The organism is Capillimicrobium parvum (genome assembly GCF_021172045.1).
Classification (GTDB): domain Bacteria; phylum Actinomycetota; class Thermoleophilia; order Solirubrobacterales; family Solirubrobacteraceae; genus Capillimicrobium; species Capillimicrobium parvum.
Window position 1 is genome coordinate 1 of record NZ_CP087164.1, and the last position, 26,459, is coordinate 26,459.

At 71.4% G+C, this 26,459-nt stretch carries 20 protein-coding genes; 15 read left to right on the top strand and 5 right to left on the bottom strand.

Annotated features, from left to right (window positions below; translation table 11 throughout):
* The 6 genes from dnaA (at position 1) to gyrA (ending at position 9,422) form a co-directional block, all read left to right on the top strand.
* Positions 1 to 1,410 (top strand): chromosomal replication initiator protein DnaA, encoded by a 1,410-nt coding sequence (gene dnaA, locus DSM104329_RS00005; RefSeq protein ID WP_259313333.1) that lies wholly within the window; start codon positions 1 to 3, stop codon positions 1,408 to 1,410.
* A 151-nt stretch (positions 1,411 to 1,561) separates the two neighbouring features.
* Positions 1,562 to 2,677: a DNA polymerase III subunit beta gene (gene dnaN / locus DSM104329_RS00010; RefSeq protein ID WP_259313334.1), complete on the top strand. Its 1,116-nt coding sequence runs from the start codon at positions 1,562 to 1,564 to the stop codon at positions 2,675 to 2,677.
* A 164-nt stretch (positions 2,678 to 2,841) separates the two neighbouring features.
* Complete coding sequence (recF, locus tag DSM104329_RS00015; protein WP_259313335.1) at positions 2,842 to 3,942, top strand: DNA replication/repair protein RecF; 1,101 nt, start codon at positions 2,842 to 2,844, stop codon at positions 3,940 to 3,942.
* Positions 3,939 to 4,235, top strand: a complete 297-nt coding sequence (locus tag DSM104329_RS00020) for a DUF721 domain-containing protein (protein ID WP_259313336.1) — start codon at positions 3,939 to 3,941, stop codon at positions 4,233 to 4,235. The genes recF and DSM104329_RS00020 overlap by 4 nt, the downstream gene beginning before the upstream one ends.
* Before the next feature lie 157 nt (positions 4,236 to 4,392).
* The gene (gene gyrB, locus DSM104329_RS00025) at positions 4,393 to 6,813 is read left to right on the top strand and encodes a DNA topoisomerase (ATP-hydrolyzing) subunit B (protein ID WP_259313337.1); all 2,421 of its coding nucleotides are present in this window, start codon (positions 4,393 to 4,395) and stop codon (positions 6,811 to 6,813) included.
* Between the two features lie 26 nt (positions 6,814 to 6,839).
* Positions 6,840 to 9,422 carry a DNA gyrase subunit A gene (gene gyrA / locus DSM104329_RS00030; protein ID WP_259313338.1) on the top strand — a complete coding sequence of 861 codons (2,583 nt, stop codon included), beginning with the start codon at positions 6,840 to 6,842 and terminating at the stop codon, positions 9,420 to 9,422.
* A 308-nt stretch (positions 9,423 to 9,730) separates the two neighbouring features.
* On the opposite strand, the gene DSM104329_RS00035 is transcribed toward gyrA, so the two are convergent.
* The 4 genes from DSM104329_RS00035 to DSM104329_RS00050 form a co-directional block, all read right to left on the bottom strand.
* Entirely contained in the window at positions 9,731 to 10,225 is a 495-nt protein-coding gene (locus tag DSM104329_RS00035) for an HNH endonuclease (RefSeq protein ID WP_259313339.1), read from the bottom strand.
* Between the two features lie 156 nt (positions 10,226 to 10,381).
* Positions 10,382 to 11,233, bottom strand: coding sequence for a prephenate dehydratase (gene pheA / locus DSM104329_RS00040; protein ID WP_259313340.1), 852 nt, complete (start codon positions 11,231 to 11,233; stop codon positions 10,382 to 10,384).
* Positions 11,230 to 11,754 carry a DUF4446 family protein gene (locus DSM104329_RS00045; RefSeq protein WP_259313341.1) on the bottom strand — a complete coding sequence of 175 codons (525 nt, stop codon included), beginning with the start codon at positions 11,752 to 11,754 and terminating at the stop codon, positions 11,230 to 11,232. Before DSM104329_RS00045 ends, pheA begins: the two co-directional genes overlap by 4 nt.
* 43 nt (positions 11,755 to 11,797) lie before the next feature.
* Complete coding sequence (locus DSM104329_RS00050; RefSeq protein WP_259313342.1) at positions 11,798 to 12,793, bottom strand: hypothetical protein; 996 nt, start codon at positions 12,791 to 12,793, stop codon at positions 11,798 to 11,800.
* Between the two features lie 240 nt (positions 12,794 to 13,033).
* On the opposite strand from DSM104329_RS00050, the gene DSM104329_RS00055 reads away from it, so the two are divergent.
* The 9 genes from DSM104329_RS00055 (at position 13,034) to DSM104329_RS00095 (ending at position 24,160) form a co-directional block, all read left to right on the top strand.
* Complete coding sequence (locus DSM104329_RS00055; protein ID WP_259313343.1) at positions 13,034 to 14,917, top strand: serine/threonine-protein kinase; 1,884 nt, start codon at positions 13,034 to 13,036, stop codon at positions 14,915 to 14,917.
* Between the two features lie 44 nt (positions 14,918 to 14,961).
* Positions 14,962 to 15,738 carry an FhaA domain-containing protein gene (locus DSM104329_RS00060; protein ID WP_259313344.1) on the top strand — a complete coding sequence of 259 codons (777 nt, stop codon included), beginning with the start codon at positions 14,962 to 14,964 and terminating at the stop codon, positions 15,736 to 15,738.
* Between the two features lie 7 nt (positions 15,739 to 15,745).
* Complete coding sequence (locus tag DSM104329_RS00065) at positions 15,746 to 16,237, top strand: FHA domain-containing protein (protein WP_259313345.1); 492 nt, start codon at positions 15,746 to 15,748, stop codon at positions 16,235 to 16,237.
* Between the two features lie 2 nt (positions 16,238 to 16,239).
* Positions 16,240 to 17,403, top strand: a complete 1,164-nt coding sequence (locus DSM104329_RS00070; protein WP_259313346.1) for a Stp1/IreP family PP2C-type Ser/Thr phosphatase — start codon at positions 16,240 to 16,242, stop codon at positions 17,401 to 17,403.
* A 108-nt stretch (positions 17,404 to 17,511) separates the two neighbouring features.
* Positions 17,512 to 18,810, top strand: coding sequence for an FtsW/RodA/SpoVE family cell cycle protein (locus DSM104329_RS00075; protein ID WP_259313347.1), 1,299 nt, complete (start codon positions 17,512 to 17,514; stop codon positions 18,808 to 18,810).
* Positions 18,807 to 20,255, top strand: coding sequence for a peptidoglycan D,D-transpeptidase FtsI family protein (locus DSM104329_RS00080; RefSeq protein ID WP_259313348.1), 1,449 nt, complete (start codon positions 18,807 to 18,809; stop codon positions 20,253 to 20,255). The genes DSM104329_RS00075 and DSM104329_RS00080 overlap by 4 nt, the downstream gene beginning before the upstream one ends.
* Positions 20,255 to 22,159, top strand: coding sequence for a PASTA domain-containing protein (locus tag DSM104329_RS00085; RefSeq protein ID WP_259313349.1), 1,905 nt, complete (start codon positions 20,255 to 20,257; stop codon positions 22,157 to 22,159). The genes DSM104329_RS00080 and DSM104329_RS00085 overlap by 1 nt, the downstream gene beginning before the upstream one ends.
* Positions 22,156 to 23,127, top strand: a complete 972-nt coding sequence (locus DSM104329_RS00090; RefSeq protein WP_259313350.1) for a D-alanine--D-alanine ligase family protein — start codon at positions 22,156 to 22,158, stop codon at positions 23,125 to 23,127. Before DSM104329_RS00085 ends, DSM104329_RS00090 begins: the two co-directional genes overlap by 4 nt.
* Positions 23,128 to 23,266: 139 nt before the next feature.
* On the top strand, positions 23,267 to 24,160 hold the full coding sequence (locus tag DSM104329_RS00095) for a LysR family transcriptional regulator (RefSeq protein ID WP_259313351.1): 894 nt from the start codon (positions 23,267 to 23,269) through the stop codon (positions 24,158 to 24,160).
* Here the strand turns inward: DSM104329_RS00095 and DSM104329_RS00100 are convergent.
* Positions 24,157 to 26,454: a hydantoinase B/oxoprolinase family protein gene (locus DSM104329_RS00100; protein ID WP_259313352.1), complete on the bottom strand. Its 2,298-nt coding sequence runs from the start codon at positions 26,452 to 26,454 to the stop codon at positions 24,157 to 24,159. The two genes, DSM104329_RS00095 and DSM104329_RS00100, sit on opposite strands and share 4 nt — an antisense overlap.
* Positions 26,455 to 26,459 lie beyond the last annotated feature (5 nt).

The window sequence follows — 26,459 nt, forward strand, 5'->3', positions numbered from 1 at the left end:
GTGTCCGCGGAACTTGTACATGCCTGGTCAGACGTCCGCGCGCGCCTGCAGCGCTCGGTCGACCCCTCAACCTTCGCGATCTGGCTCGACGCCGTCGAGCCGGTCGACCTCACCGCCGACACGCTCGTCGTCGCCGCGCCCGACGAGGCGCGGCGACAGTGGATCGCCGGCCGCTTCGGCCGCCTCCTCCAGCGCTGCGCAGCGGAGGTGCTCGGGCCGACCATCGCGGTCGACGTCGTCGTGGCCCCGGCGGGCGGCCGGCGCACCGGCGCACCCGCGGCGGCCGATGCGGGCCGGCGCGATCGTCCCACCCAGCCGCCGCACTTCCGGCGTCAACACACGCCGGACACGCCGGCGCCGCCGTTGCCGCCGGACGAGGGCGCCTTCAACCCCAAGCTCACCTTCGACCAGTTCGTCATCGGCGACGGCAACCGCCTCGCCCACGGCGCCGCCCTGGCCGTCGCCGAGATGCCGGGCAGCGCCTATAACCCGCTGTTCATCTACGGCCCGCCCGGCAACGGCAAGACGCATCTGCTGCACTCGATCGGCAACTACGTCCGCGTGTACGGAAGCGGCCTCAAGGTCCGCTACGTGACGATCGAGTCCTTCACGAACGAGTTCGTCCGCGCGCTGCACGGAGGCGGCTCGATGGACGCCTTCAAGGCGCGCTTCCGCCATGTCGACGTCCTCCTCGTCGACGACGTGCAGTTCCTCACCTCCAAGGCCCACACCGAGGAGGAGTTCTTCCACACGTTCAACGCGCTGCACGACGCCGGCGCCCAACTGGTCCTCACCTCGGACCGCCGCCCGCGCGAGCTCGGGGACCTCGAGGACCGCCTGCGCGAGCGCTTCGAGGCCGGCCTGCTCACCGACATCGCCGCCCCCGACCGCGACACCCGCCTCACGATCCTGCGCAAGCGCGTGCAGCACGACGCGATCGCGATCGGCGATCCGGGCGCGCTCGAGGTCATCGCGGACCGCATCGCCGACAGCGTGCGCCTGCTCGAGGGGGCGCTCATCCGCGTCGTCGCCTACGCGTCGATGACCGCCGAGCCGCTCACGGCCCAGCTCGCCACCCACGTCCTCGACGAGCTCTACCGCGACCGCAAGCCGGTGCGGCGCACGATCGAGGACGTCCAGCGCACGATCTGCGAGGACTTCTCGATCTCCCCCACGGATCTCGTCTCGAGCGGGCGGACGCAGCGGCTCGTGTGGCCGCGCCAGCTCGCCATGTACCTCGCGCGCGAGCTGACGGGCCAGACGCTGCCCGCCATCGGGCGCGCGTTCGGCGGCCGGGACCACACGACGGTCCTCCACGCGTGCCGGCGCACTGCCGAGCGGATGGCCACCGACCCCGATGCGCAGCGAACCGTTCGGGACCTGACCGAGCGCCTGAGCAGCCGTTCGTGACGACCGGCGCCCGTGCGATGCTCCACGGTCCGCCCACACGCCGTCCACCGCACGGCCGCGCCCCAACCCCGCATTCCCACGGCATTCACCAGCCCCTCCTCCACATGTCCACCGGCCCTAAGACCCTGAATCCGATCGAGAGGCATTCATCGTGAAGATCACCTGCACGAGCGCCGATCTTCTCGCGCAGCTGCAGACGGTCTCGCGCGTGGCCTCCACGCGCAGCGCCGTCCAGGCGCTCTCCGGCGTCCAGATCTCCGTCCAGGAGGACGGCGTGGAACTGCGCGCCACCGACATGGAGATGGGACTGCGGGTCCCGCTCCAGGCGACGGTCGTGCGGCCGGGCACGGCGGTCGTGCCGGCGCGCCTGACGCTCGACGTCGTCCGCGCCCTTCCCGCCGCAGAGGTCTCCGTCGAGTTGCGGCCCACCGACCAGGACGTCGAGATCAGGTCCGGGTCCGCCACCTTCCACATCAGGACGCTGCGCAGCGAGGACTTCCCGCCGCTGCCCGAGGCCGGGGGCGACGCCGTCGTCGAGGTCCCGGCCGCCGCGTTCGTCGAGACCGTCGCCCGCGTCGCCCGCTCGGCGTCGCGCGACGAGACGCGACCCATCCTCACCGGGATCCTGGTGTCAGCCGCGGGGCGCGAGCTGCGCATGGTGGCGACGGACTCCTACCGGCTCTCGGTGAAGGAGACGCCGCTGGAGTCCGAGCTCAACGGGGCGTTCGAGGCGAACGTCCCGGCGCGGGCGCTGCAGGAGCTCGTGCGCCTCGCGCAGTCCGGCAGCGACGAGGACGGCGCGCTGAGCGTGGGCGTGCGCGCCAACCAGGTCGTCTTCGAGGTGCGCGGCGCCGTCCTGTCGTCACGGCTGATCGACGGTCAGTTCCCGAACTACCGCCAGCTCCTCCCCGACAGCTACGAGCACGAGCTGAGGATCGCCGGCCAGGAGCTCACCGACGTCGTGCGCCGCATCAGCCTGCTGGCGCAGAAGAACGCGCCGCTGAGGCTCGCGTTTCGTGAGGGCGAGCTCACGGTCTCCGCCCAGACGCCGGACGTCGGCGAGGCGAGCGAGACGTTGCCCGTGGCGTTCGCCGGCGAAGCGTTCGAGATCGGCTTCAACCCGGAGTTCCTACGCGACGGCCTGGAGAGCGTCGAGTCGGGCGATCTGGTGCTGAAGCTCATCAGCCCGCTGCGCCCGGGCCTGATCGAGGCAGCCGACGGGTCCGGGTTCCTGTACCTGATCATGCCCATCAGATTGAACGTGTGAGACCCTGCGGGTCGTCACGCGGCGGCGTTTGGTCCCGGAGCGGGGTTTCGTCGTGAGGCCCTGCGGGTCATCACGCGGCGGCGTTTGGTCCCGGAGCGGGGTTTCGTCGTGAGGCCCTGCGGGTCATCACGCGGCGGCGTTTGGTCCCGGAGCGGGGTTTCGTCGTGATCGTCACTCGTCTCCGGCTGCGCGACTTCCGCTCATACGCCGCCGCGGACGTGGCGTTCGGTGAGGGGCTGACCGTGCTGCACGGTCGCAATGGTGCGGGGAAGACGAACCTCCTGGAGGCGCTGTACTTCGGTTGCACCGGGCGCTCCTGCCGGACGAGCAACGAGCGCGAGGTGGTCCGCTTCGGGGCCACCGCGGCGCGCGTCGAGGTCGACGGCCACGATCCGGACGGCCCGCATGCTCTGTCCGTGGGCTTCCAGCCGGGGGAGGCGAAGCGGATGCGCGTCGACGGCGCCCCCGTCGAGCGCATGGCCGACGCGCCTGCGCGCCCGCTGGTCTCGGTGTTCCTGCCCGACCGGCTGGAGTTGGTGAAGGGCGCGCCCGCGCTGCGGCGCGCGCACGTCGATCAGGTCGTCGCCGCGCTGTGGCCGGCGCGCGCCGACACGCGCCGCGCCTACTCCGCGGCGCTGGCGCAGCGCAACGCCCTGCTGCAGCGCATCCGCGCCGGCCGGGCGAACCGGGCGTCGCTGCCCGCCTGGGACGCCGAGCTCGCCCGCCACGGCGTGGCGTTGCGCGACGATCGCGCCCGGGCCGTCGAGTTGCTGCGCGAGCGCTTCGCGACGCTCGCCGGTGAGCTCGGACTGGCGGGGACCGCCGGCGCGCGCTTCCGGCCGCGGACGCGCGCAGCGACGCCTGAGGCCTTCGCCGCGGAGCTGGCCGAGCGGGTGGATGGCGATCTGGAACGGGGCTTCACCGGCCACGGCCCGCACCGCGACGACCTCGTGCTCGAGCGCGACGGCCGGGACCTGCGCGCCTACGGGTCCCAGGGCGAGCAGCGGCTGGCCCTGCTGGCGCTGCTCATCGCCGAGCGCGAGGCGCTCGCCGAGGCGCGCGGCCGCCCGCCGCTGCTCCTGCTCGACGACGTCATGAGCGAGCTGGACCCTGACCGCCGCGAGCGTCTGGCGGAGCGGATCGCGCGCCACGGTCAGAGCGTCGTCACCACCACCGACCTCGCCCATGTGCCGGGCGCGTCCAGCGGCGACGTGACACGCGTCGCGGTCGGCGAGGGCACCGTGCTCCAGGAGGCGGCGGCATGAGGCGCCATGCGCCGCGGCCCGCGGCGCTCGCCGTCGAGTCGCTCGCCTCGGCGGTCGCGCCGGCCACCCCGCTCGCCCGGATCCAGCGGGCTTGGCCCGCGGCTGTCGGCGAGTTCGTCGCCGGCCACGCGTCGCCGCTGCGTGAGCGCGGCGGGACGCTCACGGTGTACTGCGCGGAGTCGGTCTGGGCCCAGGAGGTGGCGCTCATGGCCGTCGAGTACGTGGCCGCGATCAACCGCGAACTGGGTGAGGCGCTGGTGCGCGAGATCCGAACCACGGCAACCCCGCGCTGAGGGCCGTCAAAGTGGCCTGTTTGCAGGCTAAAGCACCTAGCTGGACCGGGGGTTCAGGACGGCGAATGTGCTATTGTTCTGTCAACTAATCGTTTCCGCCCCGGACCGCCGCCGGCTGTGGCGCGACCGGGGCTTTCTCACGTAAACGGAGGACCTTTTGGCCGCCGACGACCGCAATCCCGCACAGAGCTACGATGCCGCGGACATCACCGTCCTCGAGGGCCTCGAGGCGGTGCGCAAGCGGCCCGGCATGTACATCGGCTCGACCGGCGTGCGGGGCCTGCATCACCTCGTCTACGAGGTCGTGGACAACTCGGTCGACGAGGCCCTCGCCGGCCACGCGACCGCTGTGGACGTGACGATCCACCCCGACGACTCGATCACCGTCGTCGACAACGGCCGCGGCATACCCGTCGCGATGATGGAGAAGGAGGGCAAGCCGGCGATCGAGGTCGTGCTGACCGTCCTGCACGCCGGCGGCAAGTTCGGCGACGGCGGGGGCTACAAGGTCTCGGGCGGCCTGCACGGCGTGGGCGTCTCCGTGGTCAACGCGCTCTCGGAGATGCTCGAGGTGACGGTCCGGCGCGACGGGTTCACCTGGCGCCAGACCTACGAGCGCGGCGCGCCCCAGGGCCCGCTGGTCAAGGGTGAGCCGACCAAGGAGTCCGGGACGACGATCACGTTCCGCCCCGACGCCGAGATCTTCGAGGCCACCGAGTACGACTTCGCCACGCTCGAGCAGCGCCTGCGCGAGACCGCGTTCCTCACCGCCGGGCTGAGCATCTCGCTCACCGACGAGCGCGCGGAGGGCAGGCGCATCGACTTCATGTACGAGGGCGGCATCAGCGACTTCGTCGCCTACATGAACGAGTCGAAGGAGCCGATCGGCAAGAAGGTCGTCTACTTCACGACGGAGTCCGACGAGGGCAACGTCGAGGTCGCGATGCAGTGGAACACGACCTATCAGGAGTCGATCCACAGCTTCGCCAACAACATCAACACGCACGAGGGCGGCTCGCACCTGTCCGGCTTCCGGTCGGCGCTCACCCGCACCCTGAACGCGTGGGCGCGCAGGCAGACCGTCCCGATGCTGCGCGAGAAGGACGAGAACCTCAGCGGCGAGGACGTCCGCGAGGGGCTGACCGCGGTGATCTCGGTCAAGCTGGCCGACCCGCAGTTCGAGGGCCAGACGAAGACGAAGCTCGGCAACCCGGGCATCGAGGGCCTCGTGCAGTCGGTCGTCAACGAGAAGCTCGGCGAGTTCCTTGAGGAGAACCCGAAGGAGGGCCGCGCGATCGTCATGAAGGCGATCTCGGCCTCCCAGGCGCGCGCCGCGGCGCGCAAGGCCCGCGACCTGACCCGGCGCAAGTCGGTGCTCGGCGGCGCCGGCCTGCCCGGCAAGCTCGCCGACTGCTCCGTGCGCGACCCGTCGCTTGCCGAGTTGTTCATCGTCGAGGGCGACTCCGCGGGCGGCTCGGCCAAGCAGGGTCGCGACCGCAACACGCAGGCGGTGCTCCCCCTGCGCGGCAAGATCCTCAACGTCGAGAAGAGCCGCATCGACAAGGTCCTCAAGAACGAGGAGATCCAGGCGCTGATCAAGGCGATCGGCACCGGCGTTCGCGACGAGTTCAACATCGAGCAGGCGCGCTACCACAAGATCATCCTCATGACGGACGCCGACGTCGACGGCGCCCACATCCGCACGCTGGCCCTGACGCTGCTGTTCCGCGAGATGCCGGAGCTGATCGACGCCGGCTACATCTACATCGCCAAGCCGCCGCTCTACAAGCTCAAGCAGGGCAACCAGGAGCGCTACATCGAGAAGGAGGGCGAGCTCGAGGAGATCCTGCTCGGCGACAAGCTCGAGAAGCTCGACGTCGTCGACCGCAACGGGCGGCCGTTCAAGCTGACCGAGACGCGCTGGCAGCGCTACACGCGGCTCCTCAAGCAGTACGAGGGCTGGTCGTCGGCGCTGCGCGCCGAGTTCGGCCATGACGTCGTGCTCTTCCTCGAGGAGTCCTCGCTGCTCGACGAGGGGGCGATGACCGCCGACGCCGCGCTCGAGGTCCTGTCGCGCGAAGGGGTCGAGGGCGAGCCGTTCGAGCTGACGATCGTCGACCGCCAGCCAGGGGTGTCGGTCACCGTCCGCGCGGTCGAGACCAAGACCGGGCTGGCGCGCACGCATCTGCTGCCGCGCGCCCTGTTCGAGGCCAACGAGTACCGCCAGCTCGTCCGCGTCCACGGCCAGCTCCTGGAGCTCGCCGGCCGCGCGCCGTTCACCGTCGCGCTCGGCGAGGACCGCGACGACGCCCTGTCGTTCGAGGCCCTGCGCGGCGCCGTGCGGGGCCTGGCCGAGAAGCGGGTGCAGCTCTCGCGCTTCAAAGGGCTGGGCGAGATGAACCCCGAGCAGCTGCGCGAGACCACGATGGATCCGGAGAGCCGGACCCTGGCCCAGGTGACCATGGACGACGCCACCGCGGCCGACCAGCTCTTCTCGATGCTGATGGGCGACGTCGTCGAGCCGCGCCGCGCGTTCATCGAGGAGAACGCGCGCCAGGTCGCCAACCTCGATGTCTGAGTCCGAGATCGCGAAGGAGGTGAAGCATGGGAACTGACGTCATCGGCGGCGGCAACGTCGAACCGCGCGCGCTCGAGGACGAGATGCGCACGGCGTACCTCGACTACGCGATGTCCGTCATCGTCGGCCGGGCGCTGCCCGATGTCCGCGATGGGCTCAAGCCGGTCCATCGCCGCGTCCTGTACGCCATGCAGGAGGCCGGCCTGCAGCCGAACCGGCCGTATTCGAAGTCCGCCCGCATCGTCGGCGACGTGATGGGCAAGTACCACCCGCACGGCGACGCGTCGATCTACGACACGTTGGTGCGGATGACGCAGGACTTCTCGATGCGCTACATCCTCGCCGACGGCCAGGGCAACTTCGGCTCGATCGACGACGATCCGGCCGCGGCCATGCGCTACACGGAGGCCCGCCTCTCGCGGATGGCCACCGAGATGCTGCGCGACATCGACGAGGACACGGTCAACTTCGCGCCCAACTACGACGGCCGCAACCAGGAGCCGACCGTCCTGCCGTCGCGCTTCCCGAACCTGCTCGTCAACGGGTCGTCCGGCATCGCGGTCGGGATGGCGACGAACATCCCGCCCCACAACCTCACCGAGGTCATCGGCGCGGTCAAGGCGTTCATCGACGATCCCGAGATCGACACGGCCGGCCTCATGAAGTACATCCACGGCCCGGACTTCCCGACGGGCGGGATCATCCTGGGCCGCCAGGGCATCCGCGACGCCTACGAGACCGGGCGCGGCCGGGTGCGCGTGCGGGCGAAGGCGCACATCGAGGACATCGGCCGGGGCAAGGAGGCGATCATCGTCACCGAGCTGCCCTTCATGGTCAAGAAGGGCGGCCCCAACGGCCTGCTCGTGAAGATGAGCGAGCTCGTGGAGGACAAGAAGATCCCGGAGATCACCGAGATCCAGGACTACACGGACGGCCGCTCCGGCATGCGGGTCGTCATCGAGCTCAAGCGCGACGCCATCCCGAAGGTCGTGCTCAACAAGCTCTACAAGCACACCGCGATGCAGACGACGTTCGGCGTCAACACCGTCGCGCTCGTCGATGGTGTGCCGCGCACCCTGCCGCTGCAGGCGCTGATCAAGAACTACGTCGACCATCAGCGCGACGTCATCGTGCGGCGGACGAAGTACCGCCTCCGTGAAGCGGAGGCGCGCGCCCACGTCCTCGAAGGTCTGCTGATCGCCATCGGCAACATCGACGAGGTCATCGCGCTCATCCGGGCCTCGCGCGACACGGAGGAGGCCCGGAACGGCCTGATGGAGCGCTTCGACCTGTCGCGCATCCAGGCGCAGGCGATCGTCGACCTGCGGCTCGGCCGCCTCACCGCGCTCGAGGCCGACAAGATCAAGGCCGAGTACGACGACCTCACCGAGCAGATCGCCGAGTTCCGGGCGATCCTCGGCTCGGAGCAGCGGGTCCTGGACATCATCAAGGAGGAGCTCGACGAGATCGACGAGCGCTTCGGCGACGAGCGGCGCACGCAGATCACGCACTCCGAGGACGAGATCGACATCGAGGACCTGATCGCCGACCAGCAGATGGTCATCACGATCACGAAGTCCGGCTACATCAAATCGCTGCCGCTGGCCACGTATCGCCAGCAGCAGCGCGGCGGCCGCGGCGTGACCGGGATGGACATGAAGGACGGCGACTACATCGAGCACCTGTTCGTCACGTCGTCGCACGACTACCTGCTGTTCTTCTCCAACCGCGGCAAGGTCTACCGGTCGAAGGTCTACGACCTGCCGGAGGCGTCGCGCACGGCGAAGGGCCGCGCCCTGGTCAACGTGCTGCCGCTGCGCGAGGGCGAGCGGATCCAGTCCGTGCTCGCCACCCGTGCCTACGACGAGGGCAAGTACCTGGTGTTCGCGACGCGCAACGGCGTGGTCAAGAAGACCGAGTTCCAGGCATACAACACGCCGATCAAGGCCGACGGCATCATCGCCATCAACATCCGCGACGACGACGAGCTGGTGGCGGTCCGCCGCACGAGCGGCGACGACGACATCCTCATGGTGTCGCGCAAGGGCCAGGCGGTGCGCTTCCACGAGGAGGGCGCGCGGGCGATGGGCCGCGACACCTCCGGTGTCCGGGGAATGGACGTCTCCGGCAAGGACGATGCCGTTCTGGCCATGGACGTCGCGCGCGACGACCAGGAACTGCTCGTCGTGACCGAGAACGGCTACGGCAAGCGGACGTCGATCAGCGAGTACCGCAAGACGAACCGTGGCGCCAAGGGCGTCGGCACGATCAAGCTCACCGAGGCGAAGGGCGCTCTCGCCGGCGCGCTGGTCGTCCGCGAGCACCAGGAGCTCGTGTTCATCTCGGTCGGCGGCATGGTCCAGCGGACCGGCGTGCGCGGCATCAGCCGCTACGGGCGCCTGTCGCAGGGCGTGCGCGTCATGAACATGAAGGACGACGACCGGGTCTCGGCCGTCGCCCTGATCGTCGAGTCCGGCGCCAACGGCGACGCGGTCGACGAGGGCGACGAGGTCAGCGCAGACGGCGCCACGCCGCTCGACGCCATCGAGCCGGCGGACGAGGAGCTGCACGACCTCGACGACGGCACGGAGGAGACCGACGAGTCGTAGGGGGCCGCAGCATGCCCCCGGAACGCACGAAGGGCGCCTCGACTGGGGCGCCCTTCGCGTTTTCAGCAGGGACTGGACAGAGATCGGCGACAACGCTGCGCAGATGCTGACTCGTGCGCGCCGGGGGGACCAGGTCCGGCATGTCGACGACGGTGGCCCGGGTTGGATTCCGCCAGGCGGCTCCAGCCAATCCGACCTAGCGGCCGGTCACCTCCAGGGTCCCGCAAGAACTGTGACTACTGATACGGACCACCTCCTTTCTCTGGTATCGGCAGAGTAGCGAAGGCGGGGGACGTTGACGAGGCGCGTCAGGCGGCTTCGGGGAGGTACTGTCGCCAGCCCGACGGGATGGTCGGGCTCGCCACGTGGATGAAGATCGCCGGGTGCGGCGTGCGCGGCGCCTTGCGGGGCGTCATGCCGATCTGGTTCGGCAGCCGATCGCCCTTGCGCCGGTTGCAGGGCGCGCAGGCGGCGACGATGTTCTCCCAGCTCGACAGGCCGCCCTTCGAGCGGGGGATCACGTGGTCGACGGTCAGGTTCGAGCGCGAGCCGCAGTACTGGCACGCCCATCCGTCACGGGCGAACACCGCCCGGCGGGTGATCTTGCGCTTGTGCGTGTCACGCGGGACCCGCACGTAGCTGACGAGGCGGATCACGACCGGCCGCGCCATCGTCGTGTACTCGGCGTGCAGGTCGCGCGACGACCGCTCGATCAGCTCCGCCTTCTCCTTGAGCAGGAGCACCACTGCGCGACGCACCGTGCAGACGTTGATCGGCTCATACGTGGCATTGAGGACGAGCACCCGGCCAGACGACTCATGTCCACGCCGCCGGTGCTCAGAGAGCGGCGTGGACGATTGAGGTGGGATCGGCGAAGCTACCTCTGCCATGGCCTGGGCGGGAAGTCTAGCGGCAGGATCGGCGCATCTGGCCGTGCCCACGCGCCCGTTGCGGGGCGTTCACCGCGCCGCCGGATAGGTACCGAGGGTCCGCAGCCCCTCGCAGTGCGTCCCCAGGCCGGCGAGCGCCTCGGCCACCGCGGGATCGTCGGCACGGCCCTCCAGGTCGACGAAGAACATGTAGTGGCCGAGCCCCATACGCCGTGGCCGCGACTCGATCCGCGTGAGGTTCACGCCCCGCGAGGCCAGCTCCGACAGGCACCGCACGAGCCATCCGGGCGTCGCGTCGCCGCCGCCCCAGAAGACGACCGAGGTCTTGAAGCGCCGGCCCCCGCCGGCCGGCACGACCGCCGCCTCGTCGTCGTGGCGGGCGAGCCACACGAACCGCGTCACGTTGCCGGCGAGGTCCTCGATGCCCTCGCGCAGCACCCGGCAGCCGTAGAGCTCGGCGGCGAGGCGGTTGCCGATCGCCGCCCGTCCCGCCTCGCCGTCCTCGGCGACCATCCGCACCGCCTCGGAGGTCGAGCTCGCCGCGAGCACGACGGCGCGGGGCAGCCGCTCGCGCAGGAAGCGCGCGCACTGGGCGTTGGCCTGCGGGTGGGAGGCGACGATGCGGATCTCGTCCAGTTCGAGCTCCTCGAGCGCGATGAGGCAGTGGCTGATCGGCCGTACGACCTCGTCGACGATCACGACGTCCTCGGTCTCGACCGCCAGCGCGTCGAGCGTGGCGTCGACGGAGCCCTCCAGCGCGTTCTCGATCGGCACGACGCCGCGCCGGACGGCTCCGTCCTGCACGGCCAGCACGGTCGCGTAGATCGACGGCAGCGCGACGGCGTCGACGCCGTCCGGCGCGCTCGCGCGCAGGGCCTCCTCCGTGAAGGTGCCGCGGGGGCCGAAGTAGCCGACCCTCATGTCTCGGGCGGCGTCTCCTGCAGCTCCCCGGCCAGCGCCAGGCGGACCGCCTCCTCCTCCTCGGGCGAGAGCGCGATCTCCGCCTCGCCGTCGCGGACGTGCTTGGCGTACAGGCGCGCCTGGTCGCGGTGGTGGATCGAGGAGAGCACGATGCCCGAGCGCGTCGCGTCGAGCAGGGCGATCGACGCGGACTGGCGGCCGGACATCTCGTTGTAGGCGTCGTAGCGCAGCAGGCCGCGGTAGGCGATCGTGCGGTCGAGGCGCTCCTCGGCGGTCGAGAGGCGCCCGTCGAGGCGCAGCGCGGACTCCTCGACGTAGGCCCGCAGCGTCGCGACCGCCTCGCTGAGCTGCGCCGCGTGGGCGATGAGGTCGCGCGGCTCGGCGTCGCCGAGCAGGATCCGCTGCGCCAGGCGGACCCGGCGCAACTGCACGAACAGCACGGCGGCCAGGGCCAGCGCCACGATGCCGAGCACGGCGCCCACCAGCGCCACGATCCCGCTCGTCGTGGTCAGGTCGTCCACGCCGGGAACGGTAACCACTCGAACGGCCGGGTCCGCCGCCGCCTCAGCGCGTGAACAGCGCGGTGTAGCTCTGCGTGTTGTTGTCGGTCGTCTGCTCGCCGCGGACCTTGTCGACCGTGACCTTGATCGTCACGGGCGTGCCGATCGGCGGCGACTGCCCGAGCGGGATCTGGACCTGGGCCTCCGCGCCCGCCTTCGTCTGGGGCACCGTCTTGTTCACCGTGATCGGCTTGCCGGCGCCCGAGATGCGGACGGTCACCTTGACGTTGGTCTCGTCGTTGGCGCCCTGGTTCTGGAAGGTCACGTCGAACGTCGTGTCCGAGCCGGCCGGCAGCCGGTTGACCGCGGGCTGCGGCTGCAGGGTCGTGTCGCCGACGGAGACGGAGGTGAGCCCGTGGCCGTGCGGGCCCGGCGCCAGCGGCTGCGTGGCGCCGCCGCCCTCGCCGCCGATCCGCGTCGCGACGGTGCCCGGGTCGAGCCACCCGAGGTTCGGCAGGAACTTCGACGAGGCGATCGTCTGGCCCGTGATGTCGTTGTCGTCGAGCTCCTGCTTGATGAGCGGCGCCACCCGCTGCGAGTAGACGACGTCGGAGGCCAGCAGCTTCTGCATCTGGCCGGCGATCTCGTTCGTGGCGTCCTCCGCCGCCCGGGCGGAGCCGAGTGCGGCCCGGATCTGGTCGGCGACCACCGCCAGGGCCTCGGCGCGGAAGTCGAGCACCGTGGTCAGGTGGCGCTGGGCGCCGGTCATCTGGCTCGGCACGTCGAGGTCGCGCGCCCGCTGCGCCTGCTGGTCGGCGACGACGCGGTACTGGTTGATCTGCGTCTCGAGCGTGACCGGCGACTGGTTCTGGTTGGACGTCAGCAGGTCGAACAGCGGCTTGGAGACCTGCGTGTCGGAGTCCTGGACGATGGTCGCGACTTCGCGGTTGTAGTCGCGCAGCGAGTTCTTGCGCGCGTTGTCGCGGCAGCTCTTGAACCCGAGGACGATGACGATGAGCAGGATGACGAGCACGCCGATGGCGATGGCGCGCCGGATCATCAGCTGCTGCTGGTCCGTCGGACCTCCGGCGGACGCGGCACGACCGCCGGCGCGGCGGGGCCGGGGCGTTCGTGTGGTGCGTGTGGGCTGGTCGTCGTCGTCGAAGAACGACACGCGTGGTGGCTCCTTGCGGGAGGCGCTCCCGCCAGTATGGCGGTCACGACACGTGCACGATTCCCTTCAGACATGGGATTTCCTTCCCGAAACCCGAACAGCAAGTCGGTGACGCATGCGGACACCATGCGCGGACCGGCCGGCCAGGCCGAGCTCCTGCTCGGCCGCTACCGCCTCGGGCGCCGGCTCGGCGCGGGCGGGTTCGGGACGGTCTGGCTCGCCCAGGACGAGCGTCTGAACCGGCCGGTCGCGCTGAAGCGGATCCCGCTCGACGACGGCGATCCCGAGCGCGCCGAGCGCGAGGCGCAGGCCGCCGCGCGCCTCAGCCATCCGGGCATCGTCACGCTCTACGAGACCGGCTCCGACGAGGAGGCGTGCTATCTCGTCTCCGAGTTCGTCCGCGGCGCGACGTTCGGCGAACTGCTGGCGGAGGGGGCGCTGTCGGACCGCGACATCGTGGTGATCGGCGCGTCGCTGTGCGAGGCGCTCGCCCATGCGCACGCCCGCGGCGTGATCCACCGCGACGTGAAGCCGGGCAACATCATGGTCTCCGACCAGGCCGCCAGCGGGACGCCCGCGGCGAAGATCTGCGACTTCGGCATCGCCCGGATCGTCGGCGGCGAGGCGCTCACCCGGACCGGCGACGTCGTCGGGACCCTCGCCTACATGGCGCCCGAGCAGGCCGAGGGCAAGCGGATCACCGGCGCGGCCGACGTGTACGCGCTCGGGCTCGTGCTGTACGAGGCGCTCAGCGGCGTCAACCCGATCCGCGGCGCCGGGCCCGCCGACACCGCGCGCAAGGTCGGTACGCAGCTGCCCGACCTGGGCCGCCTGCGGCGCGACCTGCCGCCCGGCCTGTGCGCGGCGATCGACGCCGCCGTCGCGGTCCGGCCGCAGGAGCGCTCGAACCTGAGCCGGCTGCGCGCCGCGCTCGTCGCGGTGCGCGACGAGGTCGACGACGAGCCGGGCATCGTCGAGGGCTCGCCCGTCGACGAGCTGAGCACGCGCTGGACGGCGGTGCAGCGCCGCTACCGCGACCCGGGGGAGAGCGGTTGGCTGCGGCGTGCCCGGGAGGGGCTGACCCGCGCGGGCGCCGCCGACTACGCCGCGGTGCAGGAGGACGAACCCGAGTGGATCCCCGGCGCGCCGCCCGCCCGCCATGCGCCCGCGCCGGCCGATGCGGTCCCCGTCGCCGCACCGGGCCGGCGGATGCTCGGCCGCGCCTTCGCCGCGGGCAGCGCGGCCGCGCTGGCCGGCACGGCGCTGCACTCCCTCGCCGACGCTCCACCGGTGACCCCGGCCGCGGGCGCCGCGGTCACGGCGGGTCTCGTCGTGCTCCTGCCGCGCCTGGGCTGGCTGCTCGCGGCCTGGGCGATCGAGGTGTGGCTGCTGGCGTCGGGCTTCACCGGCACCGCGGTGGTCCTGGCCGTCGGGCTGATCCCCGTCCCGCTCGCGCTGCCGCTGGCCGGCACGCTCTGGTCGGTCCCCGGCGGCGGGCCGGCGCTCGGCGCGCTCGGCCTCGCGGGCGCGTTTCCCGCGTTCGCCGGCCAGGCCGCCACCGCGACGCGACGCGCGGCGCTCGGCGCGCTCGGGCTGCTCTGGCTCGAGTTGGCCGAGCTGCTCACCGGCGACCGCCTGCTGGCCGGCCCGCCGGACGGCGGGCGGCCGCGCGTGCGCTGGGAGGAGTCCGCCGGGGCCGCCTTCGACCATGCGATCGTGCCGATGTTCACGTCGGGCCTGCTCGCCGTCGCGGCACTGTGGGCGTTGGCCGCCGTCCTGCTGCCCTGGGTGGTGCGCGGGCGCAGCGCGGCGCTCGACCTCGCCGCCGCCGCGGCGTGGTCGATCGCGCTCGCGGTGGCCACCGAGGCGACGCTCGACGGCGTCTCGGGCGCGGGCGGCGGGCTGGATGCGCGTGGTCTGCTCGCCTCGGCCGTCGTCGGCGCCGTGGCCGCGGTCGGCCTGCGCGCGGCGCGGCGCGCCGCCCGGCCGTCGGATCCTCGCCTACCATGACCATCCGCGCCGCTGCGTGGTGCAGCGAGCGGGGTTGACCACCGATGAGCGTGCTGCGCAACCTCGAGAATCGCATCGCCGGCCTCGTCGAGGGCACGTTCGGCCGCGTCTTCAAGTCCGAGGTGCGCCCGGTCGAGATCGCGCACAAGCTGGCCAAGGAGATGGACGAGCACCGCACCGTGTCGGTTTCCCGCACATACGTCCCCAACGAGTACACCGTCTGGCTGTCGCCCGACGATCGCGAGCGCTACGAGGGCGTCGAGCACGAGGTCATCGACGAGCTGTCCGGCTATCTGCTCGAGCACGCGCGCCGCGAGCGCCTGGCGCTGATCTCACGCCCGAAGATCGAGTTCCGCACGGACGACCGGCTCTCGCTGGGCGAGTTCGGCATCCAGGCACGGCTCGTGCGCGCCGCCGACGGTGCGCAGGCCCCCGCGGCCGCGCCGGCGGTCGAGCCAGCCGGCCACGGCAACACGATGATCTACTCGGCCGCCGACCGCCATCAGGAGCAGCTCTCCGAGGTCCGTGCCAACCGGGCGGGCCGCGCGATCATCGTGGTCGACGGCAAGCGCATGCTCGTCGGGGCGACCGGGGCCGTGCTCGGGCGCTCGCGGGAGTGCGACATCGTCGTCGACGACGCCAACGTGTCACGCCGTCACGCGGAGGTGCGGCCCAGCCCGAATGGATGGACCGTCGCCGATCTGGGCAGCACCAATGGCGTGCGCGTCAACGGCCGGCCCGTCCGCTCCGCTCCCCAGCCGCTGCGCGACGGCGACCTGGTTGAGCTCGGCACCGCCCAGGTCACCTTCGAGATCGACTGAGCCGACCGTGATCGAGCCCGCGTCCGTCCTGTTGAAGTACGGCTTCCTGATCGTGCTGTACCTGTTCCTGCTGTGGGTCTCCCGCAACGCGCTGCGCGACCTGCGGGGCCGGGGCCGCGGGGACGCCGTCGCCGCCGGGCCGCCGATCGCGGCGGGTGAGGCGACCGGGCTGCACTCGCTCGCGGGCAGCCAGGGCGACGGCTCGCCCGCGCAGCTCGTCGTGGAGCGCGCGCCCGGCCACCAGGCGGGGATGGCCTACGACATCGGGGACGGGGCGGTCATGGGCCGAGGGGAGGGGGCCGAGATCCGCCTCGAGGACCCGTTCGCCTCGTCGCGGCACGCGCGGCTGCTGCGCCAGGGGCCGGTGATCGTCATCGAGGACCTCGGCTCGACGAACGGGACGTACCTCAACGAGGAGCTCCTGCAGGGGCCGCAGCCGCTGCACCAGGGCGACCGGGTCCGGATCGGCGACTCCGAGTTCACGTTCGAGGACCGCTGACCGTGCTGCGCGTCGCCGAGCAGGCCAGGAAGACCGACACGGGCCGGGCGCGACGCGCCAACGAGGACTCGTACTTCGCCTCGGCGCCGCTGTTCGTCGTGGCCGACGGGATGGGCGGCGCCCAGGCCGGCGAGGTGGCGTCGGGGATCGCGGTCGAGGTCTTCTCGCACGGCCTGCCCGACAGCGGCGAGAGCGTCGAGGCCCGCCTCGCCGCGCGGGTGCAGGAGGCCAACACGGAGATCCACGAGCTCTCGCGCCGCGACGCCGACCGTGCCGGCATGGGGACGACGCTGACCGCGGCGTACGTCGGCGAGGACGACGTGACGATCGCGCACGTCGGCGACTCGCGGGCCTACCGCTGGCGCGACGGGACGCTCGAGCGGCTCACCGACGATCATTCGCTGGTCGAGGAGCTGATGCGCCAGGGCCGCCTCACCGCGCAGGAGGCCGGCGAGCACCCGCAGCGCTCGATCATCACCCGCGCGCTGGGGCCCGAGCCGGCCGTCGAGGTCGACACGCGCACGGTGCCGTCCCGCCCGGGCGACGTGTTCCTGCTGTGCTCGGACGGCCTGACGTCCATGATCTCCGAGGACGCCGTCGCCGCGGTCCTGCGCGATGCCCGGTCGCTGGACCAGGCCGGCCGGGCGCTCGTCGACGCGGCCAACGAAGCGGGCGGTCGCGACAACATCACCGTGCTCCTGTTCCGGGTCGACGACGTCTCCAGCGGCGCCGGCGCGCCGGTCCAGGAGGCGACGACGACGTCGCACGCGGCGCTCGGCGGCGGCGAGCGCGTCGTGGCGCGCACGCCCCAACCGCCGCGGGCCGCGCCGCGTCGGCGCAAGCGCCGGGGATGGGGGGGCCGGCTCACCATCCTGCTCGTGGTCGGCGCGCTGATCGCCGCCATCGGCCTCGGCCTGTACGCCGGCGTCAACTCGGTCTACTTCGTCGGCACCGACGACCAGGGCCGCATCGCCCTCTTCCGCGGGCTGCCGTACAACCTGCCGCTCGGCATCTCGCTGTACCGCACGCAGTACCGCTCCGGCATCCCGGCGAGCTCGCTGCCGCCCGCCCGCCGCGAATCGCTCCTCGACCACAAGCTGCGCTCCCACAGCGACGCGACCGATCTCGTCCGCCAGCTCGAGCTCGGGCAGCTGCAGGGATCGTGACGCCCTGCGGGCGGTCACACCGCGACGCTTCGACCTGGGACGCGGAGTCTTCGTGACACCCCGCGGGCGCGCACCCACCACCGCCTCGACCCGGCGGGTGATCTCATCGTGAGCGCGAGGAACCGCGAGCTCTTCGCGCTGATCCCGGCCTCGCTGCTGATCACCGCCGGGTTCGCGGCGGTGTTCGTCCAGGAGAACGACCGGCTGACGAACGTCTCGCTGACCTACGGGGCGCTGTTCTTCGGCCTGTGCCTGGCGGCGCACCTCGTCGTGCGCTTCACGCTGCCCCACGCGGACCCGTACCTGTTCCCGCTGGCGGCGACGCTCGCGTGCTTCGGCCTCGTGATGATCTACCGCATCGACGACACGCTGGCTCGCGAGCAGGCCCAGTGGTTCGTCGCGGGCCTGCTGCTGTTCGCGGGCACCATCGTCCTCGTCCGCGACATCACGATCCTCGAGCGGTACCGCTACGTCATCGCGCTCGCCGGCATCGTGCTGCTGCTCCTGCCGCGCGTGCCGGGCCTCGGATCCCAGGTCAACGGGGCGTACCTGGGCGTCAACCTGCGCGTCATCACGTTCCAGCCGGCCGAGTTCGCGAAGATCGCGATCGTCATCTTCCTGGCCAGCTACCTGCGCGATACGCGCCAGCTGCTGGTCTCGAGCGGGCGGCGGTTCGCCGGGATCACGTTCCCGCCCCTCAAGCACCTGGGCCCGATGCTCGTCATCTGGGGCGTGGCGATGGTGCTGCTGGTGTTCATCCGCGACCTCGGCTCGTCGCTGATGTTCTTCGGCGCGTTCCTCGCGCTCATCTACGTCGCGACGAACCGGTTCGCCTTCGTCGCCATCGGCCTGGCGATGTTCGCGGCCGGCGCGTGGTTCTTCAGCTCGACCGTGGGCCACGTCCAGAACCGCATCGACGCCTGGCGCGACCCGTTCGATCCCGATCTGTACGACAAGGTCGGCGGCAGCTACCAGATCGCCCAGTCCCTGTTCGCCCAGGCCGACGGCGGCCTGTTCGGCAAGGGCTTCGGACAGTCCCTGCTGCAGCTGCCGGGGGGCGGGCGGCTGCTGCCCGCCGCGCAGACGGACCTCATCTACGCGGTCATCGTCAACGAGCTCGGGCTGATCGGCGCCGTCGGGCTCCTCGTCGTCTGCCTGCTGTTCGTCGAGCGCGCGATCAAGACGTCGATCATCGCCAAGGACTCGTTCTCGAAGCTGCTGGCCGCCGGGCTGGGCGCGGTGTTCGGCCTGCAGGTCTTCGTCATCGTCGGCGGCGTCACGAAGGTGATCCCGCTGACCGGCGTGACGCTGCCGTTCGTCTCCTACGGTGGCTCGTCGATCCTGGCCAACTTCATCCTGCTCGCCCTGCTGCTGCTCGTCTCCGACAAGGCGAGGAGGCCGGCGTGAACACCCCGGCCCGCCGCCTGTACCTGTTCATCACCGCGCTCTTCGCGATCCTGGTGTTCGCCACGACGTGGTGGACCGTCGCGCGGCCCGAGTCGCTGCGCGACAACCCCCGCAACGCCCGGTCGCTGCTCGAGGAGCAGCGCATCCACCGCGGGACGATCCTCGCGTCGGACGGCACCGTGCTCGCGCGCTCGCGGTCGGGGCCGCAGGACACGTGGGTGCGCCGCTACACCGCCGCCGACGAGCTCGTGCCGCACGCGATCGGCTACTCCTACACGAACCTCGGCCGCGCCGGGCTCGAGCGCTACCGCAACGACGACCTCGTCGGCGCGACGAACGAGATCGACTCGCTCGTCGACGACATCCTCGGCCACGAGCAGGTCGGCGACAACGTCACGACGACCCTCGACCTCGACGCCCAGCGCGTCGCGCTGCAGCAGCTCAACGGCCGCAAGGGCTCCGTCGTCGCCCTCGAGCCGGACACCGGCCGGGTCCGCGTCATGGCCAGCGTCCCGGGCTTCGACGCGAACGCGCTGCGCGACACCAAGACGTTCCAGCGCCTGAACCGCGAGCCCGACTCGCCGATGTTCAACCGCGCCACCCAGGCCTCCTATCCGCCGGGCTCGACGTTCAAGGTCGTCACCGCCGCGGCCGCGCTGGACACCGGCAAGTACACGCCGGACTCGATCATCAACGGCAACTCGCCGAAGATCGTCTCCGGCGTGCCGCTGCGCAACGACGGCGGCCAGAGCTTCGGCGACATCACGCTGACCACGGCGCTCACGCACTCGGTCAACACCGTGTTCGCCCAGATCGGAGAGGATCTCGGCAAGGCCACGATGGCGAAGTACATGAAGCGCTTCGGCTTCTACCGCAAGCCCCCACTCGACTACCCCTCCGACCAGATGCTGGCCTCCGGCGAGTACGCGAACGGGCGCCTGCTGCCATCCAATTCGCGCAAGGTCGACGTCGGGCGCATGGCGATCGGCCAGGACAAGCTGCAGGTCACGCCGCTGCAGATGGCCGAGGTGGCGGCGACCGTGGCCAACGGCGGGGTCCGCGTCGAGCCGCGCCTGACCGAGAAGATCGTCGACCGCGACGGGCGCACGGTCGACCGCATCGAGCCGCAGCGGGCGCAGCGGGTGATGTCGAGGGAGTCGGCCGCGCAGCTCGGCGAGATGATGACGAACGTCGTGCGCGAGGGCACCGGCACGGCGGCCGCGCTGCAGGGCATCGACGTGGCGGGCAAGACGGGCACGGCGGAGAAGGACCCGTCGCGCAACCTCGTGCAGCCGTGGTTCATCGCGTACGCGCCGGCGAACGATCCGAAGATCGCGATCGCGGTCACCGTCGAGGACTCGATCGGCGGCTTCGGCGGCACCGTCGCCGCGCCGATCGCCAAGGCGGTCCTCGAGCAGCTCCTCGGCCGGGCGGCGGGCGGCTGATGGTCCGCGACCTGCCGGAGGGCACGCTGATCGACGATCGCTACCGCGTGATCTCGCGGGTCGGCTCGGGCGGCATGGCCGACGTGTACTGCGCCGAGGACACCCAGCTCGGGCGCCGGGTCGCGGTGAAGCTGCTGCACCGGCGCTTCGCCGAGGACCGCGAGTTCGTCGAGCGCTTCCGCCGCGAGGCGTCGAGCGCCGCCGGCCTGCAGCACCCGAACGTCGTCGGGGTCTTCGACCGGGGCGAGTGGGACGGCACGTCGTACATCGCGATGGAGTTCCTCGACGGCCGCACGCTCAAGCAGCTGATCACCGAGGAGGCGCCGCTGGACCCGATCCGGGCGATCGACCTGACGATCCCGATCCTGCGCGCGGCCCGCTTCGCCCACAAGCGCGGCATCATCCACCGCGACCTCAAGCCGCACAACGTCATGGTCGACGCCGAGGACCGCGTGAAGGTCACCGACTTCGGCATCGCCCGCGCGGGCGCCTCGGACATGACGCAGACCGGGTCGATCATGGGCACGGCGCAGTACCTCTCGCCCGAGCAGGCGCAGGGGCACGCGGTCACCCCGCAGTCCGACCTCTACTCGATCGGGATCGTCCTCTACGAGATGCTCACCGGGCGCCTGCCGTTCGACGGCGAGAGCGCGGTGACGATCGCGCTCAAGCAGGTCAACGAGGCGCCGATCCCGCCGAGCGCGTTCAACGGGGCGGTCACCGCGGAGCTCGAGGGCATCGTCCTGCACGCTCTGGCCAAGGACCCGGCGCAGCGCTTCGTCGATGCCGACGCGTTCATCGTCGCCCTCGACCGCGCGCGCGCCCACATCGCGGCGGGCATGCCCTCGGAGGACACGGCCGCGTTCGCCCCGGTCCGCGCCGCGGACCCGGACGCGGTCGAGCGGGAGGGACGCTCCCTGGGCCGCTGGCTCGTCGCGCTGGTCGTCGTCCTGCTCGTCGCCGGCGGGGCGGTCGCCGCGTACGCGCTCACCCGCCCCGACAAGCATCCGGTCCCCAACGTCACCGGCAAGCCGCTGGCCGCCGCGCTGGCGCTCGTGCAGAACGCGGGCTTCGACCCGAACGTCGAGCGCACGAACTCCGACGCCCCCGAGGGGCGCGTGATCCGCCAGGATCCGCAGCCGGGGACGCAGGCGGAGAAGGGCTCGGAGATCACGCTCACCGTCTCCGACGGACCGGGGACCAAGCCGGTGCCCGACGTGGTGGGCGAGACGCGCAAGAAGGCGGCCAAGGAGCTCGAGGACGCCGGCTTCAAGGTCGACGAGCGCCGCGAGACCAGCGACACCGTCAAGTCCAACCGGGTGATCTCCACCGCGCCGGACGCCGCGACGCCGATCGAGGTGGGGTCGACGGTGACGATCGTGGTCTCGAGCGGGCCCGAGCAGGTGGCGGTCCCGAACGTGGTCGGCCAGACGAGCGATTCGGCGCGCAGCACGCTGGAGGCCTCCGGGTTCGTCGTCGGCGTGCGCGAGCAGGAGGATCAGAGCCACGACCCCGGCACGGTCCTCGCCCAGACGCCGGCAGCCGGCACGCAGGCCGACAAGGGGGCGACCGTCTCGATCACCGTCGCCAAGGAGCCGGCGCAGGTGGCGGTGCCCGACGTGACCGGCAGCAGCCAGACCGATGCGAGCAACACCCTCATCGACGCGGGGTTCAAGCCGAACGTGGCGACGCGGGTGGTCGGCGACCAGGCCGAGGACGGCATCGTGCTGCGCCAGAGCCCGTCCGCCGGCGGCGAGGCCAAGCGCGGCTCCGCGGTGACCATCACCGTCGGGCAGTACGTTGCCCCGACCACGCCGCCGCCCACGATCCCGCCGCCCACGACCCCGACCACACCGCCCGTGACCCCGACCACCCCGCCCGCCACCACCCCCGCCACACCGTGAGGATCGCCGTGCTGTCGGGCGGGCGCTCGTCCGAGCACGACATCTCGCTGCTCTCCGGGGAGTCGGTGCGCGCCGGCCTGGCCGAGGCGGGCCACGACGTCGTCGACGTGCGCCTGGCCCGCGACGGCACCTGGAGCAGCGACGGGTCGGAGGTGGAGCTGCGCGCCGGCCGCGGTCTGCTGCGCGCCGACTGCGCCTTTCCCGTGCTGCACGGCCCGTTCGGCGAGGACGGGACCGTCCAGGGCCTGCTGGAGTGCCTCGACGTCCCCTACGTGGGCGCCGGCGTCCTGCCCGCCGCGCTGTGCATGGACAAGGTCGTCTTCAAGGACGTCCTCGCCCGGGCCGGGATGCCGCAGGTCGACTACCGGGCGATCCGCGAGGGCGACGACCCGGCGGTGCTCGAGCCGCTCGGGCTGCCGGTCTTCGTCAAGCCCGCGCGCCTCGGATCGTCGGTCGGGATCGCCAAGGTCAGCGAGCCGGGCGAGCTCGACGGCGCCCTGCGCGACGCGTTCACCCACGACCCGCTCGTCATCGCGGAGGCGATGTCGAGCGGCCTGGAGGTCGAGTGCTCGGTGCTCGGCAACCGCGACCCGATCGCCTCGCAGCCGGGGGAGATCCTGCTGGCCGCGGGCGAGTCCGGCTGGTACGACTTCGAGGCGAAGTACTCGCCGGGCGGCATGGAGCTCGTCGTCCCGGCCCGGATCCCGGAGGCCGTGCGCGAGCGGGTGCGCGAGCTCGCCGTCGAGACGTTCCGGCTGACCGGCTGCACCGGCCTCGCGCGGGTCGACTTCTTCGTCGAGGGCGACGAGGTGCTCGTCAACGAGCTCAACACGATGCCCGGATTCACCCCGACGAGCGTCTACGCGAAGCTCTTCGACGCCTCGGGCGTCCCGTACGCCGAGCTCGTCGACCGCCTGTGCCGGCTCGCGGTCGAGCGCCACGAGCGCGAGCGCGCATACCGCCACTAGGGACCGGCGACCTCATCGTCATCTCGGGGAGGACGGTGAGGCCCTCGGGAGAGCGCGGACCATTCGCTGCCAGCCCAATATTCAGATGCATCTTTCGCGATCGCCGGTCCGCTCTTCGAGGGGCCTCCGATAAGATGCGGTGATCACCGAGCTCCGGCACCTGCGGTACTTCTCTGCGGTCGCGGCGCGTCTCAGCTTTCGCCAGGCCGCGCGCGACCTTCACGTTGCGCAGCCGGCGCTGTCCCAGCAGATCCGGGCGCTCGAGCAGCAGCTCGGCGTGACGGTGTTCGACCGATCGAGCCGTCCGATCGCGCTCACCGACGCGGGGATGGCGCTGCTCGTGCACACGCGCCGCATCCTCGCCGACGTGTCGCTCATGCGTCAGGAGCTCGAGCGCCTGAGCGCTCCGCCGGACGCGACGCTCACCGTCGGGGCGATGCAGTACCTGGCGTATCTCGAGCTGCCCGATCTGATCGCATCCTTCCAGCGGCTGCATCAGACGATCGACCTGCGTGTGCGGGTCGGCAACACCGGCGAGCTGTTCGCGATGCTCGCCGCCGGCGAGGCCGACTGCATCATCTGCCACCGCGGTGACGACGGGCTGCCGGAGGGGCTCGCCTCCCACGCCCTGCGAACCGAGCGTATCGTGCTCGTCAGCTCCGTCGACGATCCCCTCGGAGACGCCGACACCGTCCAGCTCAAGTCCTTGGAGCACGTCCCGTTCATCACGTTCCGCGACGGCGCGAGCATCCGCACGGCGCTCGAAGAGGCCGCCGGCCGGGCAGGCTTCGTCCCGCGAGTGGTCGTGGAGAGCGCCGACCTGGCAACGGGGATCGAGCTCGTCGCACGGGGTCTCGGCGTGACGGTGGTGCCGCGACGATTCGCCATATCCCAGGCGGACCGCGTTCGTTACGCGGACCTGGGGCCCGTTCCGCTGGTGCGTACGGTGGCGCTCGTGTGGCCGACCGAGTCAGCAGCCGTGCCGCCGCTGGCGCAGTTCATCACCCACACGACGAGCACGATCTCCGACTAGGAGGCAAGCTGGAGCGCGGCCACGTCGAGCTCGACGGCGTGCAGCGACGGATCCCCTGTCATCGCGATCTCGGCCTCGAACTGGACGGCGCACGACGGGCAGAAGTACTGCCGCAGTTCGGCCGTGTCGGTCATCCCGTAGCGGGCCGGGTCGGTCCCGCGGGGCAGGTCGGACACCGGCGTCGCGCGCTGCCGTGTGTAGGTCTTGTAGTTCTCGGTCGCGCTGCACAGCACGTGGTGGCACCGCTCGCACGCGATCACGGCGCCGCTCTGCGCCGCAACGATCTCGAGCGCCTCGGAGTAGGGCGCGCGGGTGGGGTCCGAGCTCACGACCGGCACGGATGCGACCGGACCCAGATCGCACGCGAGTCGCTCGGCACGGACGGCGTCTCGCCGCTCCGTCGTCGCTACTTCGTCGACCGCACCGGAGTCGGTGAGGGTCACGCCGTACACGGATTCGGCGACGGCCCGCGACACGTGCCCGTTCGCGACGTCCAGCGCGACGCGGGCGGCCTCCCGCTCGAGCGGATCGCCGAAGCCGCCCGACCCGGTGACGACGGTCGCGTAGAGGTCGTCGCGGCCCTGGCGGTCGTTGCCCTTGAACTCCGGGTACTCGATGGCGCCGGCGACGTCCATGATGTCGGTCGGCATCTCGCCCCGGGCGAAGAGCTCCCGGTGAGACGCGTGGCGGTTCATGACGTACTCGATCGCCCCGCCCGGATGGCCTCCGCCGATGCCGTTGGGCGCCGGGAGCGTCACGCCGTGGGTGAACATCAGGTGCCCCATGTCGTCCGGCGAGTTGTGTAGCGCGTACGCGAACTCGACCCCCGTGCCACCGCGGTACCGGCCGGCGCCTCCACCATCGACTGCCTCGCGACGGTAGAGGTACAGCATGGGGTACAGCGACTCATTGACCTCCACCATCGGAGTCTTCGCTCTCGGGCAGCAGACGCTCCCTCCGCTGTCGACTCCGTCCTTGTAGCTGCGCGCGCCGATGCCGCTCGCCATCGGGTCCATCAGCAGGGCGACCATCGGGTCGTTGTGCTGGTTGGTCCCGGACATCATCGTGAAGGCCCAGTTGGCGTAGTGGTGGCCGACGACCTCCCTGCGGAGCGTCGGGTGCGTGAGGAGCATGCGGTTGACGCACTGCTGAGCCACGTCCATCGCGAAGAACACGCCCGACGAGGTCGCGCAGCTGACCAGCGCCGGGTACTCGCAGTCGACCAGCGTCCCCGGCTCGGTCTCGAACCTGACTGCGCGCAGGATGCCACCGGTCGCCCAGGGGATGTCGAAGCAGAGGTACGGCAGCAGCGGCGTCATCATCGCGGCGCGGAAGGCGCCGAAGGTGCAGCTGAGAATCCCGCTCTGCGGATCCGTGCCCTCGGTGTTGAACGTGAGGGTGTCGCCCTCCTTGATGAGGTTCAGCTGGACCTTGTACAGGTGCGTGTCGCCGGCGCGGTCCTTGTCGACGATCTGGACGTGGCGGAACGTCCCGTCCGGGATCTCGCGGATCCGCTCGCGGAACAGGCGCTCGGCATCGCGCATCGTCCGCTTCATCACGGTGTGCACCAGGTCGGCGCCGTATCGATCAATCAGCTCGCGCAGGCGGCTGTGCGCGACGTTGTTGCCGGCGATCTGTGCGCGCAGGTCGAGCGACGTCGAGTCGGGCATCCGCGACTGTCGCCTCCAGAGCTGCTCGAGGTCCTCGCGCATGCGGCCCTCTTCGACGATCCGCACGTACGGGAACGGCGTCGGCTCGTGCGCCGGCTCGGTTGCGTCGACGCAGAAGCTGCCGCCGTTGATGCCGCCCACGTCGGCGTGGTGCAGCATGGACGCCGTCCACGCGAACAGCTTGCCGTCCACGAAAAGCGGCGCCATGACGGCGAGGTCGTTCATGTGCCCGGCGCCCTCGTAGGGGTCGTTGCAGATGTAGATGTCCCCGGGGCGGACGCCGGGCGACACGCCGCGCGAGGTGAGGACGCGCTTGATCATCGCGTCGAGGATCACGCCGTGCCACTGGACGTAGGGGCCGACCGTGACCACGCTGCCGATCTCGTCGGCGATGACCATGTTGAAGTCGCCGGCGAACGCCGCGATCGGGGAGCCGGACACGTGCATCATCGTCGTGCCCTGCTCCTCGTTGATCTGCGACACCCGGTTGCGCAGGACCTCGTAAGTGACCGGATCGACAGCGTCCATCGCAGCGTCCAGGTCGTCGACCGCGTAGAGGTCGACACCGAGCTCGGCGCCGTCCGCGGTGACGTCCGGAAGTCCTGGCCTGGCAACAACGGTCATTGCTC

Bases quoted from the DNA above. Each gene is read 5' to 3' on its own strand.
- DSM104329_RS00100 (WP_259313352.1), bottom strand. From the start codon at position 26,454: ATGACCGTTGTTGCCAGGCCAGGACTTCCGGACGTCACCGCGGACGGC.
- DSM104329_RS00055 (WP_259313343.1), top strand. From the start codon at position 13,034: ATGCGCGGACCGGCCGGCCAGGCCGAGCTCCTGCTCGGCCGCTACCGC.
- DSM104329_RS00050 (WP_259313342.1), bottom strand. From the start codon at position 12,793: ATGATCCGGCGCGCCATCGCCATCGGCGTGCTCGTCATCCTGCTCATC.
- DSM104329_RS00060 (WP_259313344.1), top strand. From the start codon at position 14,962: ATGAGCGTGCTGCGCAACCTCGAGAATCGCATCGCCGGCCTCGTCGAG.
- DSM104329_RS00085 (WP_259313349.1), top strand. From the start codon at position 20,255: ATGGTCCGCGACCTGCCGGAGGGCACGCTGATCGACGATCGCTACCGC.
- pheA (WP_259313340.1), bottom strand. From the start codon at position 11,233: ATGAGGGTCGGCTACTTCGGCCCCCGCGGCACCTTCACGGAGGAGGCC.
- gyrA (WP_259313338.1), top strand. From the start codon at position 6,840: ATGGGAACTGACGTCATCGGCGGCGGCAACGTCGAACCGCGCGCGCTC.
- DSM104329_RS00020 (WP_259313336.1), top strand. From the start codon at position 3,939: ATGAGGCGCCATGCGCCGCGGCCCGCGGCGCTCGCCGTCGAGTCGCTC.